Source organism: Streptomyces sp. LZ34, from assembly GCF_053890475.1.
The window spans coordinates 2,102,371-2,116,270 of record NZ_CM132680.1 but is presented as its reverse complement, the minus strand read 5'-3'; the positions used below and the strand labels follow the sequence as shown (position 1 = coordinate 2,116,270).

Below are 13,900 nucleotides of genomic sequence, written 5' to 3'. Positions count from 1 at the left end.
CCCTTCTTTCGTGTCGATACACAGGGGTTGCCGAAACAATCCGAAATCAACAAGGCCGAACATTAGCCAACGCACTCTTTCGCGCCAAGACTCCGGACAGCATTCACCGACCGCGGTGCGCGGCTACCGTAAGGAGTGGGAGGCGCCGGTGGGCATGGGTAGCGTGAGGGGCTCCAGGGATCTGCCTCGGCTGCGGCTCGACGAGCTGCTGGACGAGCTGCAGATGCGCATCGACGCGGTGCGGGGGACGCAGGACAGGGTGCACAGCCTGCTGGAGGCCGTGCTCTCGGTCGGCCGGGAGCTGGATCTGCCGCAGGTGCTGCGGCGGATCGTCGAGGCGGCCGTGGTCCTGGTGGACGCCGAGTACGGCGCCCTGGGTGTGATCGGCGAGGACCGGCGGCTCGCGGAGTTTCTGACCGTGGGCGTCGACGAGGAGCAGACCGCGGCGATCGGGGCGCTGCCGTCCGGCCACGGCATCCTGGGCGAGCTCATCCGCCACCCCGAGCCGCTGCGGCTGGCCGAGCTGTCCGAGCACTCGGCCTCCTACGGCTTTCCGGCGGGGCATCCGCCCATGCACTCGTTCCTGGGGGTGCCCATCCGGGTGCGGGACGAGGTCTTCGGCAATCTCTACCTGACGGAGAAGCGGAGCGGTAAGGAGTTCGACGGCGAGGACGAGACGGTGCTGTCCACCCTCGCCGTGGCGGCCGGCGTGGCCATCGAGAACGCCCGGCTGTACGAGGAGGCCCGGCACCGCCAGCGCTGGCTGGAGGCGAACGCGGAGGTCACCAGGGGCCTGCTGTCCGGGGTGGACGAGACCCGGGTGCTCGGGCTGATCGTCGGGCACGCCCGGCACCTCCTCGCGGCGGACCTGGGCGTGCTCGCGCTGCCGGTCGAGGGGACCGCCGACCTCCAGGTGGCGCTCGCGGACGGCATCGACGCCGAGGCGCACCGCGGTCTCGTGCTGCCCTGTCGGGGCTCGTTCGCCGGCGCCGCCTTCCTCGCGTCCGAGGCCATCACCACCGTCGACGTCGAGAACGATCCACGGATCACGCTGGGTCCCAAGCGCTGGACGGGCCTCGGTCCCGCGGTGGCGGTCCCGATGCGGACCAGCGAGGGGGTCCAGGGGGTGCTGTCGCTGGCCCGCGCGGTGGGCAGCGCGCCGTTCACCCCGGTGGAGACGGACATGCTGCTCGGCTTCGCCGGTCAGGCGGCGATCGCCATGAGGCTGGCCGAGCGGCGGCGCGACGCCGAGCAGCTGGCGCTGCTGGAGGACCGCGACCGGATCGCCCGCGATCTGCACGACCTGGCCATCCAGCGGCTGTTCGCCGCGGGGATGTCGCTTCAGTCCACCATGCGTTTCGTCCACCACCCGGAGGGCTCCGAGCGCCTGTTGCGGGTGGTGGACGACCTGGACGACACCATCAAGATCATTCGGTCGACGATCTTCGGTCTGCGGTCGCACGAGGCGGGACCGGCCGCCCAGGGGCTGCGGGTGCGCACGGCCAGGACGGTCGAGGAGGCCGTGCCCGCGCTGGGGTTCACGCCCTCGCTGCGTACGGAGGGGCTGGTCGACACCGATGTGCCGTACGCGGTCGCGGACGACGTGGTCGCGGTCCTGGCCGAGGCGCTGTCCAACATCGCCCGCCACGCGCGGGCCGGCGGCGCGGAGATCTCCCTGGTCGTCGGGTCCGGTCGGCTGACCCTCACGGTCACCGACGACGGGGTGGGCATTCCGGAGGGCGGGCGGCGCAGCGGGCTGCGGAACCTCACCGAGCGGGCCGCGAAGCGCGGCGGTGAACTGGCGCTGGAGGTGCCGCCGGGCGGCGGCACGCGCCTGGTGTGGAGCGTTCCGCTGCGGCAGGACTGACGGCCGGAGCAGGATCGGCGACCGCGGCAGGGCTGAGGGCCGTGGCCGCACCGACCGCGGCCGGGCCGGCCGGGCCGTATCCGAGCCGGATCAGCATCTGCACATGGTCCGGGGCGCGGCGGTTGTCGCTGAGCGCCCAGCGCAGATCGGGCCACTCCAGGGCCTGGTGCAGCAGCGCGGCCCGCGCCGTGTGCGCGGTGGCCACCAGCAGGACGTGCTGGAGCGCCTGGCCGGCCCGCAGCCAGTCGCCGCACCGGTCGTGGCGTGTGGTCAGCACGGCGACGGTCGGCCGCTGCTCGAGGACGGCGGTCCGCCCGTTCCCCTGCGGACCCGGCCGGTCGCGGTCGCGGGCGTTGCGCCGCTCGGCCTCCGCGGTGATGCGCAACAGCTGTGAGATCTCCTCGGCGCGGGGGAAGCACAGGGCCGCGCCGTCCGCGTGCGCGGCCTCGGCCAGCTCGGTGAGCACCCGGTGCGGCAGCCGTCGGCCGGAGAACGGGAAGCGGTTGCTCTGCCGCCGCCAGATCACCTCGTACAGAGCGCCCAGGTGGCCCGGATCGCCCGGATCGCCCGGGTGGCCGTCGGCCCCGCCCCGGGCGTCCGGGGCGGCGTCCGGACGCAGGGTGGCCAGCAGGTCCGGCTCCGAGGGCCGTGGCATCAGCCGGATCACGGGCCGCCAGCCGAAGTGGGCCATGGCGACGCGCAGGTTGAACACGGCCGCCCCGGCGGAGATGCTCAGGGCCCGCCCCCCGGGGTCGGCCCGGCGCGGGACGCGCTCGGGGTCGGCGCGCACTTCCAGCGTGAGGGTGTCGGGGTCGAGCCGGTAGTGCCAGGGCTGGGTGTTGTGCATCGACGGGGCGGCCACAGCGGCTGAGATCAGCTTCTCCAGTGCCGCCGCGTCGAGTGCTGAGGGGCGCATGGTGATCTCCTCGGCGGTCGCGCAGTACCGGTCATTCAGCCTGCGGGGGAGGGGGCGGGCGCGGGCAGGGGCCAATGGTCCCTGAGGGGGACCGGGTGGGCCCGGTGTCAGCGGGTGGGGTCCGGCCGGGCGGAGGGGCCCCCGGGGTGCCGCGGTTCCGCATGGGTGGCGATCACGGCCGCCTGGACGCGGCGTTCGACGCCGAGCTTGGCCAGCAGGCGGGAGATGTGGTTCTTCACTGTCTTCTCGGACAGATAGAGCCGCTTGCCGATCTGCCGGTTGGTCATTCCCTCGCCGATCAGGGTCAGGATCTCCCGCTCCCGGGTGGACAGCCCGGCCAGCGTCTCGTCCCGCGGCTGCGGCTCGGCGCTCTCCCCGCGCAGGGTGCTCATCAGCCGGGCGGTGGTGGCCGGGTCGAGCATCGACTGGCCGGACGCGACCGTGCGCACGGCGGAGACCAGGTCGGAACCCTTGATCTGCTTGAGGACGTATCCCGCGGCCCCCGCCATGATCGCGTCCAGCAGCGCATCGTCGTCGTCGAACGAGGTCAGCATCAGGCAGGCCAGCCGGGGCATGGCGGAGCGCAGTTCGCGGCAGACGGTGACCCCGTCCCCGTCCGGCAGCCGCACGTCCAGGATCGCGACATCGGGCCGTAGCGCGGGCCCCCGGGCGAGCGCCTCAGCGACGGTCCCCGCGTCGCCGACCACCTCGATGTCCGGTTCGGCGTCGAGGAGGTCGCGCAGCCCGCGCCGTACGACCTCGTGGTCGTCCAGCAGAAAGACTCTGATCGGGCTGATGGGGCTGGTCGGGCTGATCGGCGTCGGCGGGGGGTGGTGTGGTGAGTCGGTCATGGCGGCCTTCCGCACGGTTGTCGTGGCCCGGCCCTCTGGGATTGATCATGGCGCGCTCCGGGTGGGCGCGCCAGGGCCGAACGGGCCCCGCGATCGGGCCGCGGGACCGATGGTCCCCGCCGCCGGGTCTGCCCGGCCCTCGCCCATCCGGCTCGCGCGTGGGAGGGTCGTCACAGGGAGCCCTCGCGCTGCCGCGCGGGTTTCCGCCGAGCAGCACGCGACAGTACGCGACTGGGGGTGCGGCGATGAGCGCGAAGGCGCGGGGGCGGCTGTGCTGGCGGTGGCGGCGCAACCCGCTCAAGCGGCGTTCGGACGTCGTGGAGGCCTGGGTCGCGCTGGTGGCCGGCCTGGTGATGGCGGTCGGCGGCACGGCGGCCGGCGTGGCCACCTCCGCTGCTGTGGAGCGGCCCCTGCTGGCGCAGCGTGCCGAGCGGCACCACGTTCCGGCGCGGCTGCTGGAGGACGCCCCCATGGCGGCGCCCGGCACCGACGGCACCAGAGCCGACCGCGTGCCCGCCACCGTGCGCTGGAAGGCGCCCGACGGCACGGTCCACACCGGCACCGCACAGGTACGCCAGGGGCGCGCGGCGGGCACGGTGGCCGTGGTGTGGATCGACGGGCGCGGCCGGCTGGTCCCCGAGCCGCTCACCCAGCAGGAGGCCGAGAGCCGGGCGGCCCTGACCGGTGCCACGGCGGCCACCGGCGTATGCCTGGTGACCCTGGCCGGCCGGCGCGTCGTACGGTGGCGGCTGGACCGCTGCCGCGCCGCGCAGTGGGAGCGCGCATGGGCCGAGGTCGAGCCGCGCTGGAGCAGCCGCGGCGGCTGAGCCGTGGCGGTCACGACGGCCGGAGCCGCGCAGGTCACGACGGCCGGAGCCGTGGCGGTCACGACGGCCGGGTGACGCGGTGGGCCGCGGTCAGCCGGTTGTCGAAGTCCACCACGCCCTCGACCGAGCGGATCAGCCGCGCCGCCGCCGGGATCAGGGCGGCGTCTCTGATCTGGCCGGTGAGGGTGACCACGCCCTCCCGCACGCTGACCCGCACCGGCTGCTCCGCCGAGGCCGGGAAGAGGTACGACACGACCTCGCGCCGCACTTCCTCCTCGATGTCCTCGTCCGCGCGCAGAAACACCTTCAGCAGATCGGCACGGCTGACGATGCCCTCCAGCCGGCCCTCGTCATCGACCACGGGAAGCCGCTTGACGCGCTTGTGGGTCATGATCCGGGCGGTCTCGGCCAAGGTCGCGCTCGCGTGCACGGTGATGGCGGGGGAGGTCATCAGCTCGTCGGCGGTCACCGCGACCGCCTTCGCGACGTCGGGCAGGTCGCGCAGCCGGCTGAGCCGGGTCGGGTCGCTGTCCCGGAACTCCTCCTTGGGCAGCAGATCGGCCTCCGAGACCACGCCGATCACCCTCCCCTCGCCCTCCAGGACCGGCAGGGCACTCACCTTCCACTGCTCCAGCGTCTTCACGATCTCCTTGAACGGGGCCTCGCGGCCGACGGCGACGACGGTATGGGTCATCACATCACTCACGATGTGCGAGGTCCGATGCACCGGGACCTCCTTCCTTGCTTCAGTGGCCCGCGCTCAGCGCACGCGGATCCGACGCCCCGTGACGCTGGTGGGGTCGATGCTCAGCCACAGGTCGCGGCTGCCGCCCGGCCAGGGCCTGTGGTACTCCCGGCCGGCCAGGCGCCGTACGGCCTCCGGCTCGGTGATCTGCCGGGCCCGCCCCACGACGAGCACGCTCCAGCCCTCGCTGAGCGTCTCGTCGATGTGGTCCACCTCGAACGCGACCTGTGAGCCCGCGGCGGCGGCCGGGGAGGCGTCGGGGGCGGTGCGGAAGACCACCGCGTCGTCGACGACGCGGTAGTCGACCGGGACGATGGCGGGCCCCCACGAGGTGGACACCGAGATCCTCCCCACCTCGTGGGTGGAGAGCAGGTGGCGGCACTCCTCGGGGCCCAGCTCCACCAGGTCCGGGTGGTCGGTCTTGCGGCCCGGGCCGGGCGGCCGGGCCCCGCCGCCCCGGCCCTGGAGCTCGGCGGCGGTGGTGTCCAGGGCCGCGGCCAGCCGCAGGAGGAAACCCGCGCCGGGGGCGGCGGGACTCTCCTCCAGGGACTTCAGATAGCCCGGCGCCGTGCCCGCCCTGGCGGCCACGTCCTCCCGGCTGAGCCCAAGCCGCTCGCGCCGCCGGGCCACGCGCCGCCCGATGTCACCTCCGCCGCCGGCGGCAGGCCGGGTGGGGGCCTGGTCCGGCCGTGCTGGTTCGGACATGGCCGATCACTTCTCTCCGTTCGTCTCTCTGGGCACCAGCGGCCTGGTGGGCACCCCGATTGCGATCTTGAGCGCACCGGTGTCGGCCGCCCGCGAGAAGACGTCGTACGCCTCCTCCATCTGGTCGAGCTCGAAGGTGTGGGTGATGAGCGACGACGCCGCGGGCAGCCGCCCGGTGGCCAGCATGGACAGCAGCGTGGGCGTGGTGCGGGTGTCGACGAGACCGGTGGTGATCGTCAGATTCCGCATCCACAGGTCCTCCAGATGCAGCGTCACGGGCCGGCCGTGCACGCCGATGTTGGCGATCCGCCCGCCGGGCCGCGCCATGCGCGTGCACGCCTCGAAGCTCTCGGGGGTGCCCACCGCCTCGATGACCACATCGGCGCCGAGGCCTCCGGTGAGGTCCTCGACCAGTGGCTCGGGCCCCTCCGTGGTCTGCACCACCGCGTCGGCGCCCAGCCGCTTGGCCGCCTCCAGCCGGGCGGGCAGCAGGTCCACGGCGATGATCCGGGCGGGGGAGAAGAACTCCGCGGTGGCGATCGCGGCGAGCCCGACGGGCCCGGTGCCGACGACCGCGACCGTGTCCCCGGGCCGCACCCCCGCGTTCAGTACCCCCACCTCGTAGGCGGTGGGGAAGACATCGGCCAGCAGGACGACTTCGAGGGTGTCGGCCGCGCCGGCCAGCGGATGCAAGGACAGGTCGGCGAAGGGGACCCGGACGTACTCGGCCTGGGTGCCGTCGATCAGCCGCCCCAGGACCCAGCCCCCGCCGCCGTGGCACTGACCGTACGCCTGCTCCCGGCAGAACCGGCAGCGGCCGCACGGCGAGACGCAGGAGACCAGCACCCGGTCCCCGGGGCGTACGGTGCGCACGTCGTCGCCGGTCTCGACGACCTCGCCGACGGCCTCGTGGCCGAGGACCGTACCGGGCCGGATGTCCGGCACATCGCCGTTCAGGATGTGCAGATCGGTGCCGCAGATGGTGGTGGTGTCGACACGGACGATCGCGTCGGCGGTCTCCTGGAGGCCGGGGTCGGGAACGTCCTCCCAGGAGGAGCTCCCGGGTCCGTGGAAGACGAGTGCTTTCATGACCGCTTCCCCACTTCCCCTCGGGTATGTCCCCTAAATGGTGATATACCCAATTGTCCTCGCTGAGCACGGACCGTGCAGGGGTTCACCGCGCCGGTCGGTCTCAGTCGCGCCGGTCGATCGGGACGAGCACCACCGGGCAGTGGGAGTGGTGCAGCACCGCGTGGGTGACCGGGCCGAGCTGCATGCCCAGCGGGGCCGTACGGCGGTGGACCGGGAGGACCAAGACGTCCGCCGCGCGCGATCCCTCCACCAGAGCGGGCGCCGGGGCGCCGTGGGCCGTGTGCTCGCGCACCCGCACCTCCCCGAACTCCTCGCTCAGCGCCGCGACCACCTGGCGCGCACCCGCGTGCTCCTGCTCGGCCCGCGCGGCCGGATCCTCCCGCGAGGGCAGCGAGTGATCGTCCCCGAACACCTGCGGGTGCGCCCCCGCGTACAGCACACGCAGCCGCGCGCCGCGCCGCACCGCCTCCTCGAACGCGTACCGCGCCGCGGCCTCGTCCGCGCTCGCCTCGACCCCGACCAGGACCTTGCCGTGGCCCTCGGGGCCGTACGCGGCCGGGATGTCGCCCCGCACCACCAGCAGTGGGCGCGCGGTGTGCGCGGCCAGCCGCAGCCCCACCGAGCCCAGCAGCAGCCCGGTGAAGCCCCCCAGGCCGCGGGTGCCGATGACGGTCAGTGCCGCGTCCTCGCCGATGCGCAGCAGCTCCGGCACCGCGTCCTGCGCCGTGAGGGTGGGCACCACCCGCAGCTCCGGAGTCTGCTCGGCGACCCGCGCCACCGCCAGCCGCAACACCGTCCGGGCGATCTCCACCGGGGTCTGGTGCGCCTCGGTGACCGCGCCGAAGGCGACCGGGTCGGTCTGGGCCCACGGCCAGGCGTGCACGATCTCCAGCGTCGTCCCGCGGCGCTGGGCCTCGCCGATCGCCCGGTCCAGCGCGACCCACGCACTGTCGGAGCCGTCCAGGCCCACCACGACCCGGCCGTTGGGCGACGGGGTGCCGGAGGACGCGGCGCCGGAGGTTGGGGCGCCCGAACGCGTCATGAGCGACGACCTCCCCTCCTCACCCGGGCCTGGCCTTGGGCGGCGGTGTCCGCCCGCGCAGCACGGCCAGCCGTGTCCGGTACTCGTCCTCGTCGATCTCGCCGCGGGCGAACCGCTCGGAGAGCACCCGTTCCGCCGAGGACCAGGGGACGCGCAGGCCGGGCTCCAGGTGCCGGAACAGGGCCACCGCCACCAGGGCCACCAGAGCCCACAGCGCGAGCGCGATGAAGGCCAGCAGGGTGTAGCCCCAGCCGCTCGTCACGTGGTCGTACCACCAGTACATGCCGGATCTCCTTCACCTCACCCGAGCCCGGCCCGCTCACCTTCCCCCCGCCGGCCGGTCCGCCCCGGCCCGTCGGCCCGCCACCTGGTCCGCCCCCGGCGCGCCGCTCCGCGGCGCCGCGTCGTCGACCCGGTAGGTGAGGCGGTCGACGACGGCCACCACCCCGTCCACCTGGCCGGCCATCCGCACCGCGATGGGGACCTCGCTGTGCCGCTCCAGCTGCCCCTCCAGCCGCACCACCCCGTCGGTCACCGTGACGGCGACCGCGTGGGGCAGCAGCCACAGGGAGCGGACCAGCACCTCGTCGATCACCTCGGCGCGGATCTCGTGGTCCGGGCGGAGGAAGACCCCCAGCAGGTCGCGCCGGGTGACGATGCCGACCAGCCGGTCCTCCTCGTCGAGCACCGGCAGCCGCTCCACGCCGTGCCGCGCCATGGTCCGCGCGGCGTCGACCACGCTGTCCTGCGGGCGCACGGTGATCGCGGGCCGCGACATCAGCTGCCCCACGGTGCGGGCGCCGGACCTGGTGCGCAGATCGGCCCCCGAGACCACCCCGACGACCTTCTCGTCCTCGTCCACCACGGGCAGCCCGCCGATGCGATGCCGCGCGAGCAGCTCCATGACCTCGTGGGGCGAGGCACCGGAGCCGACCCGGACGACGTCGTCGGTCATCACATTGCCGATCTTGCGGTGCTTCATCGCGGGCTCCTTCTCCGCCCTGTACGACCAGCCTCCCGCGGTGGGACCCCGGGCCGCATGGGCTGCCTGGGGTCCCCTGAAGGACGTTCGGCCCTCCCTTTTTGTGGCTCGGTTCGCCTCCGGGGCGCCTCAGCCCCTGTCGACGGTCGACCGTGCTCGACCCTTCGTTCCTCAGGGCCTCCGCGCGCTCTCCCTTTCGACAGGGTCGCGCCCCTTCGGCTCACTCGCCGGTCACAGGGTTTCAGCCGGACAACACGCAGCCCGGGGCGTCACCCCGCCGGGAACAGGCGGTCCAGGTACGGGTTGCGGAACTTCCCCGCCGGGTCGTACTCGCGCAGCAACCGCCCGAAGTCCGCGGCCCGTTCGTAGCCCGCGACCACGTCCCCGGGCGCGGCCGCGGTCAGCTTGCCCCAGTGCGGCCGCGCCCCCAGCGGCAGCAGCTCCTCCTCGATCGCGGCGACGACCTCCAGCACCGCGGTGCGGTCCGGCACCCAGGTGAAGTGGAGGGCGACGCTGTCACGGCCGTACGCCGGGCTCAGCCACAGGTCGTCGGCGGCGATCGTACGGACCTCGGACACCAGCAGCACCGGCGCGATCCGGCCGCCCAGCCGGCGCAGCGCCGCGAAGGCCTCGGGCGCCGCGCCGCGCGGGAGGATGAGTTCCGACTGGAGCTCCTCGCCGCTGCTGGGGGTGAAGTCCGGCCGGAAGTGCGGCAGCCGCTCGTGCCACGGCCCGGGCACGCCCGCCTGCCGGGTGCAGTGCGAGGGCGGCATCCCGGGCACGGGGTGGCGCGGGCCGTCGGCCGGGCGGGCGCCCAGCCACGGCTGTCCCGGCCGGGGCGGACCGGGCCGGTCGGTGCGGCACTTGAGCCACACCACCCCGTCCCCGGCGTGCCAGTCGGTGAACACGCTCACGCTGTACGCGGCGCCGGACACCTCGTCGAACCGGTCGGCCAGCCGGTCCAGGGGCAGCCCGTCGTAGACCCACTGGGCCACGTCGTAGGCCGGCTCGATGTCCAAGGTGACGCCGGTGACGATGCCAAGACCGCCCAGCGAGACCACCGCCCCGGCCAGCCGGTCCGCGTCCGCCTCCCGGCTCAGCCGCGTCAGGTCCCCCTCCGGGCCGACGATCTCCAGCCCCGCCACCGACGCCGCCAGGCTCCGCTGCGCGTCGCCGGAGCCGTGGGTGCCGGTCGCGCAGGCCCCCGCGACCGTGATGTGCGGCAGCGAGGCGAGGTTGGCCAGCGCGTGCCCGGCCGCCTGGAGGGCCTCGGCGACCTGCGCGTACCGCATGCCCGCGGCGACGGTCACCCGCGAGCCGTCGGGGTCGATCTCGACCCGGTGCGGCAGCCGGTCGAGGCGGATCAGATCGCCGCTGGTGTCGGCTATGCGGTTGAAGGAGTGGCCGGTGCCGAGCGCGCGGACGCGCTCGGCGGAGCCGACGATCCGTCGCAGCTCGGTGACCGAGGCCGGGTGGTGCACCCGCGCCGCGCCGAAGGTGATGTTGCCGGCCCAGTTCGTCGGGGCTCCGGTTGTCAGCATCCGCGTTCCTGATCCTGTCCTGGGAAGTGCTCGGTTCCGGCCAGAGCGCTCTGGCCGGAGAGGCCGCCCGACGAGGCGGCCACGACCGTAGTACAGGGCCGCCGACCTCCCCGTACAGCCCCACGCGCCCCCGGGTTGCCCCGATCGGCCCCGCTGCGCAAGCCGCCGGGACCCGGCCCGTCCACGATGGTCGTCAAAGCGCCGGAGACAGGTGGCCCCATGAGCGAGCAGAAACCAGTCGTCCACCGGGCGGGGCTGCTCGGCGAGCTGTCCGCGGAGTTCGTCGGCACCATGGTCCTCATCCTCTTCGGCTGCGGCGTGGTGGCCCAGGTCGTCGCCGCCGGGCTCGGCGACCACGACAGCATCGCCTGGGCCTGGGGGCTCGGCGTCACCTTCGGGGTGTACGTCGCGGCCCGGCTCAGCGGCGGCCACCTCAACCCCGCCGTCACCCTCTCCCTGGCGGCCTTCAAGGGATTCCCGTGGAACAAGGTCCTGCCGTACGCGATCGCACAGACCGCCGGGGCGTTCGTCGCGGCCCTGCTGGTGCGCTGGAACTACACCGAGGTGCTGGCCAAGGCCGATCCGGGCCACACCCTCAAGACCCAGTTCGTCTTCTCCACCCTCCCCGGCAACGGCGCGCTTCCGGTGAGCGAGTGGGGCGCGCTGCGCGACCAGGCCATCGGCACCGCGATCCTGATGCTGCTGGTCTTCGCGGTCACCGACCTGCTGAACACACCCCCGGGCGCCAACCTCGCCGCCGTCGTCATCGGGCTCATCGTGGTCGCCATCGGCATGGCCTGGGGCACCGACGCGGGGTACGCCATCAATCCGGCCCGTGACTTCGGGCCCCGCCTCGCCAGCTTCATCACCGGCTATCACACCGCCTGGCGGGACCAGTACGGAAACCTCTACTTCTGGGTGCCCATCGTCGGCCCTCTCGTCGGCGGCCTGGTCGGCGCGGCCCTCTACCGGGTCCTGGTCAGCCCCTTCCTCCCGGTGACCGGGGCCGGGCCGCAGGAGGTGGGGCAGACCCCGGCCGCCGAAACCTGAGACCCGAGCCGAACCCCGAGCCACGAGAGGCGGCAGGATGCCGGAATTCGTCGGTGCGGTGGACCAGGGAACCACCAGCACCCGCTTTATGATCTTCGACCACGACGGCGGCGAAGTGGCGAGGTCCCAGCTCGAACACCGCCAGATCCTGCCGCGCTCCGGGTGGGTCGAGCACGACCCGGTGGAGATCTGGGGGCGGACCAACTCGGTCATGCAGAACGCGATCCGGGTCGGCGGACTGGCGCCCTCCGACCTGGCCGCGATCGGCATCACCAACCAGCGGGAGACCACCGTCGTCTGGGATCCGCGCAACGGGATGCCGTACTACGACGCCATCGTCTGGCAGGACACCCGCACCGACACCATCGCCGCCGCCCTGGAACGCGACGGCCGCGGCGAGGTCATCCGCCGCAAGGCCGGCCTGCCGCCGGCCACCTACTTCTCCGGCGCGAAGATCCAGTGGATCCTGGAGAACGTCGACGGCGTCCGTGAGGCCGCCGAGCGCGGTCACGCCCTCTTCGGGAACACCGACAGCTGGGTGCTGTGGAACCTCACCGGCGGCCCCGGTGGCGGTGTCCACGCCACCGATGTGACCAACGCCAGCCGCACCATGCTGATGAACCTGGAGACCCTGGACTGGGACGACGAGCTGCTGGAGATCTTCGGCGTGCCGCGGGCGATGCTGCCGACGATCAACCCGTCCGCCCACCCCGAGGCGTTCGGCCGGACCCGCACCACCCGCCCGCTGCGCGCCGCCATTCCCATCACCGGCGTGCTCGGCGACCAGCAGGCGGCCACCGTCGGCCAAGTGTGCTTCGCGCCCGGCGAGGCGAAGAACACCTACGGCACCGGCAACTTCCTGCTGCTCAACACGGGCACCGAACTCGTCCGCTCCCGAAGCGGGCTGCTCACCACCGTGGCGTACCGGTTCGGCGACAGCCCCGCCGTCTACGCCCTGGAGGGCTCCATCGCGGTGACCGGCTCGGCCGTGCAGTGGCTGCGCGACCAGCTGAAGATCATCGATGATGCGGCCGAGAGCGAGCGGCTGGCGCTCACGGTCGAGGACAGCGGCGGGATCTACTTCGTCCCGGCCTTCTCCGGGCTGTTCGCCCCGTACTGGCGCTCCGACGCGCGCGGCGCGATCGTCGGGCTCTCCCGCTACCACAGCGCCGGCCACCTGGCGCGGGCCACGCTGGAGGCCATCTGCTACCAGAGCCGGGACGTGGTGGAGGCCATGGAGCAGGACTCGGGAGTCCACCTCGATGTGCTCAAGGTGGACGGCGGGGTCACCGCGAACGACCTGTGCATGCAGATCCAGGCCGATGTCCTCGGCGTCCCGGTCAGCCGCCCGCGGATCGCCGAGACCACCGCGCTCGGCGCCGCCTACGCCGCGGGCCTGGCCACCGGGTTCTGGCGGGACACCGACGAGCTGCGCTCCCATTGGCAGGAGTCCAAGCGGTGGGAGCCCCAGTGGCGCCGGGAGCGGAGAGATGAGGGCTACGCGGGCTGGAAGCGGGCCGTCGAGCGCACGCTTGACTGGGTGAAGGTTCAATAGCGTGACGGCCTAGCTTCGTACCCGCGCTCAACGCGACGGATGAAATGCACCATACTGGGTGATATGTCCACATAGTGCGCTCACCCGACAGGGGAGGTATGAGCGGATGACGAACAACGGTCAAGTGGCGCTCGCTTTCACCAGCGGCTATCTCTTCGGGCGCGGTCACCGGATGCGTTCGGCAGTCGCCCTCGCCGGCCTGACCGCGGGCAGGCGGCTCGTGGCGGGCCGGAGCGCGGCGGGCCCGGAGCAGCTCAAGTCCTCCGAGCTCGGCAAGCTCGGCAAGCTCGGCCACGATGTGCGCGACCAGCTGATGGCGGCCGGACGGTCGGCGGCCATGTCGGCGGCCAGCCACCGCATCGACGCGCTGAGTGACCGGCTGGAGCACCGGGCCGCGGCGCTGCGCGGCGCCGACGGCCACAAGGAGAGCGACGGTCAGAGGGAGTCCAAGGAGTCCAAGGAGCCCAAGGAGCCCAAGGAGTCCAAGGAGAGCAAGGAGAGCAAGGAGAGCAAGGAGAGCAAGGAGAGCAAGGAGAGCAAGGAGAGCAAGGAGTCCGGCGATTCGAAGGCGCGGAACGCGGAGCGCGGGGGCGAGCGGGGGTCCGAACGCGAGGAGCGCTCCCGTGGCGGCGAACAGGAGACCAGGCGCAAGAGGACGGGCGACGGTCCGGAGCGGCCCAGGAAGAAGGCCGGTGCCGGAGGGCCCGAGCGGCGAGGCCGAGGGTGA

Annotated in this window: 14 protein-coding genes; 5 read left to right on the top strand and 9 right to left on the bottom strand. The window is 73.4% G+C overall.

The window, feature by feature from the left end:
* Nucleotides 1-154: 154 nt before the first annotated feature.
* Nucleotides 155-1,867 (top strand): sensor histidine kinase, encoded by a 1,713-nt coding sequence (locus tag ACWY4P_RS07515; RefSeq protein ID WP_456209356.1) that lies wholly within the window; start codon nt 155-157, stop codon nt 1,865-1,867.
* Here ACWY4P_RS07515 and ACWY4P_RS07510 read toward each other — a convergent pair.
* Nucleotides 1,767-2,783, bottom strand: coding sequence for a hypothetical protein (locus ACWY4P_RS07510; RefSeq protein WP_456209355.1), 1,017 nt, complete (start codon nt 2,781-2,783; stop codon nt 1,767-1,769). The two genes, ACWY4P_RS07515 and ACWY4P_RS07510, sit on opposite strands and share 101 nt — an antisense overlap.
* Before the next feature lie 107 nt (nt 2,784-2,890).
* Nucleotides 2,891-3,634, bottom strand: coding sequence for a response regulator (locus tag ACWY4P_RS07505; RefSeq protein ID WP_456209354.1), 744 nt, complete (start codon nt 3,632-3,634; stop codon nt 2,891-2,893).
* A 245-nt stretch (nt 3,635-3,879) separates the two neighbouring features.
* On the opposite strand from ACWY4P_RS07505, the gene ACWY4P_RS07500 reads away from it, so the two are divergent.
* Nucleotides 3,880-4,461 carry an Rv1733c family protein gene (locus ACWY4P_RS07500; protein WP_456209353.1) on the top strand — a complete coding sequence of 194 codons (582 nt, stop codon included), beginning with the start codon at nt 3,880-3,882 and terminating at the stop codon, nt 4,459-4,461.
* Between the two features lie 58 nt (nt 4,462-4,519).
* Here the strand turns inward: ACWY4P_RS07500 and ACWY4P_RS07495 are convergent, their stop codons facing one another.
* From ACWY4P_RS07495 to ACWY4P_RS07465, 7 genes are all read right to left on the bottom strand, one after another.
* Nucleotides 4,520-5,188, bottom strand: coding sequence for a CBS domain-containing protein (locus ACWY4P_RS07495; RefSeq protein WP_456209352.1), 669 nt, complete (start codon nt 5,186-5,188; stop codon nt 4,520-4,522).
* 33 nt (nt 5,189-5,221) lie between these two features.
* Nucleotides 5,222-5,911, bottom strand: a complete 690-nt coding sequence (locus ACWY4P_RS07490) for a pyridoxamine 5'-phosphate oxidase family protein (RefSeq protein WP_456209351.1) — start codon at nt 5,909-5,911, stop codon at nt 5,222-5,224.
* 6 nt (nt 5,912-5,917) lie between these two features.
* Complete coding sequence (locus tag ACWY4P_RS07485) at nt 5,918-7,000, bottom strand: zinc-binding dehydrogenase (RefSeq protein WP_456209350.1); 1,083 nt, start codon at nt 6,998-7,000, stop codon at nt 5,918-5,920.
* A 103-nt stretch (nt 7,001-7,103) separates the two neighbouring features.
* Entirely contained in the window at nt 7,104-8,045 is a 942-nt protein-coding gene (locus ACWY4P_RS07480; RefSeq protein WP_456209349.1) for a universal stress protein, read from the bottom strand.
* 19 nt (nt 8,046-8,064) lie between these two features.
* The gene (locus ACWY4P_RS07475) at nt 8,065-8,328 is read right to left on the bottom strand and encodes an SHOCT domain-containing protein (RefSeq protein ID WP_456209348.1); all 264 of its coding nucleotides are present in this window, start codon (nt 8,326-8,328) and stop codon (nt 8,065-8,067) included.
* A 36-nt stretch (nt 8,329-8,364) separates the two neighbouring features.
* Nucleotides 8,365-9,027, bottom strand: coding sequence for a CBS domain-containing protein (locus ACWY4P_RS07470; RefSeq protein ID WP_456209347.1), 663 nt, complete (start codon nt 9,025-9,027; stop codon nt 8,365-8,367).
* A 269-nt stretch (nt 9,028-9,296) separates the two neighbouring features.
* Entirely contained in the window at nt 9,297-10,568 is a 1,272-nt protein-coding gene (locus tag ACWY4P_RS07465; RefSeq protein WP_456209346.1) for an FAD-binding protein, read from the bottom strand.
* Nucleotides 10,569-10,787: 219 nt separating this feature from the next.
* Here ACWY4P_RS07465 and ACWY4P_RS07460 point away from each other — a divergent pair, with 219 nt between their 5' ends.
* The 3 genes from ACWY4P_RS07460 to ACWY4P_RS07450 all read left to right on the top strand — a co-directional run bounded on the left by ACWY4P_RS07460 (nt 10,788) and on the right by ACWY4P_RS07450 (nt 13,900).
* On the top strand, nt 10,788-11,618 hold the full coding sequence (locus ACWY4P_RS07460; protein WP_456209345.1) for an MIP/aquaporin family protein: 831 nt from the start codon (nt 10,788-10,790) through the stop codon (nt 11,616-11,618).
* Nucleotides 11,619-11,655: 37 nt separating this feature from the next.
* Complete coding sequence (gene glpK / locus ACWY4P_RS07455) at nt 11,656-13,173, top strand: glycerol kinase GlpK (protein WP_456209344.1); 1,518 nt, start codon at nt 11,656-11,658, stop codon at nt 13,171-13,173.
* A gap of 106 nt (nt 13,174-13,279) precedes the next feature.
* Nucleotides 13,280-13,900, top strand: coding sequence for a hypothetical protein (locus tag ACWY4P_RS07450; protein ID WP_456209343.1), 621 nt, complete (start codon nt 13,280-13,282; stop codon nt 13,898-13,900).

Excerpts from the sequence above, each read along its gene's own strand:
- ACWY4P_RS07460 (WP_456209345.1), top strand. The coding sequence starts at position 10,788 with ATGAGCGAGCAGAAACCAGTCGTCCACCGGGCGGGGCTGCTCGGCGAG.
- ACWY4P_RS07500 (WP_456209353.1), top strand. The coding sequence starts at position 3,880 with ATGAGCGCGAAGGCGCGGGGGCGGCTGTGCTGGCGGTGGCGGCGCAAC.
- ACWY4P_RS07510 (WP_456209355.1), bottom strand. The coding sequence starts at position 2,783 with ATGCGCCCCTCAGCACTCGACGCGGCGGCACTGGAGAAGCTGATCTCA.
- ACWY4P_RS07475 (WP_456209348.1), bottom strand. The coding sequence starts at position 8,328 with ATGTACTGGTGGTACGACCACGTGACGAGCGGCTGGGGCTACACCCTG.
- ACWY4P_RS07480 (WP_456209349.1), bottom strand. The coding sequence starts at position 8,045 with ATGACGCGTTCGGGCGCCCCAACCTCCGGCGCCGCGTCCTCCGGCACC.
- ACWY4P_RS07450 (WP_456209343.1), top strand. The coding sequence starts at position 13,280 with ATGACGAACAACGGTCAAGTGGCGCTCGCTTTCACCAGCGGCTATCTC.
- ACWY4P_RS07505 (WP_456209354.1), bottom strand. The coding sequence starts at position 3,634 with ATGACCGACTCACCACACCACCCCCCGCCGACGCCGATCAGCCCGACC.
- glpK (WP_456209344.1), top strand. The coding sequence starts at position 11,656 with ATGCCGGAATTCGTCGGTGCGGTGGACCAGGGAACCACCAGCACCCGC.
- ACWY4P_RS07490 (WP_456209351.1), bottom strand. The coding sequence starts at position 5,911 with ATGTCCGAACCAGCACGGCCGGACCAGGCCCCCACCCGGCCTGCCGCC.
- ACWY4P_RS07515 (WP_456209356.1), top strand. The coding sequence starts at position 155 with ATGGGTAGCGTGAGGGGCTCCAGGGATCTGCCTCGGCTGCGGCTCGAC.
- ACWY4P_RS07465 (WP_456209346.1), bottom strand. The coding sequence starts at position 10,568 with ATGCTGACAACCGGAGCCCCGACGAACTGGGCCGGCAACATCACCTTC.
- ACWY4P_RS07470 (WP_456209347.1), bottom strand. The coding sequence starts at position 9,027 with ATGAAGCACCGCAAGATCGGCAATGTGATGACCGACGACGTCGTCCGG.
- ACWY4P_RS07485 (WP_456209350.1), bottom strand. The coding sequence starts at position 7,000 with ATGAAAGCACTCGTCTTCCACGGACCCGGGAGCTCCTCCTGGGAGGAC.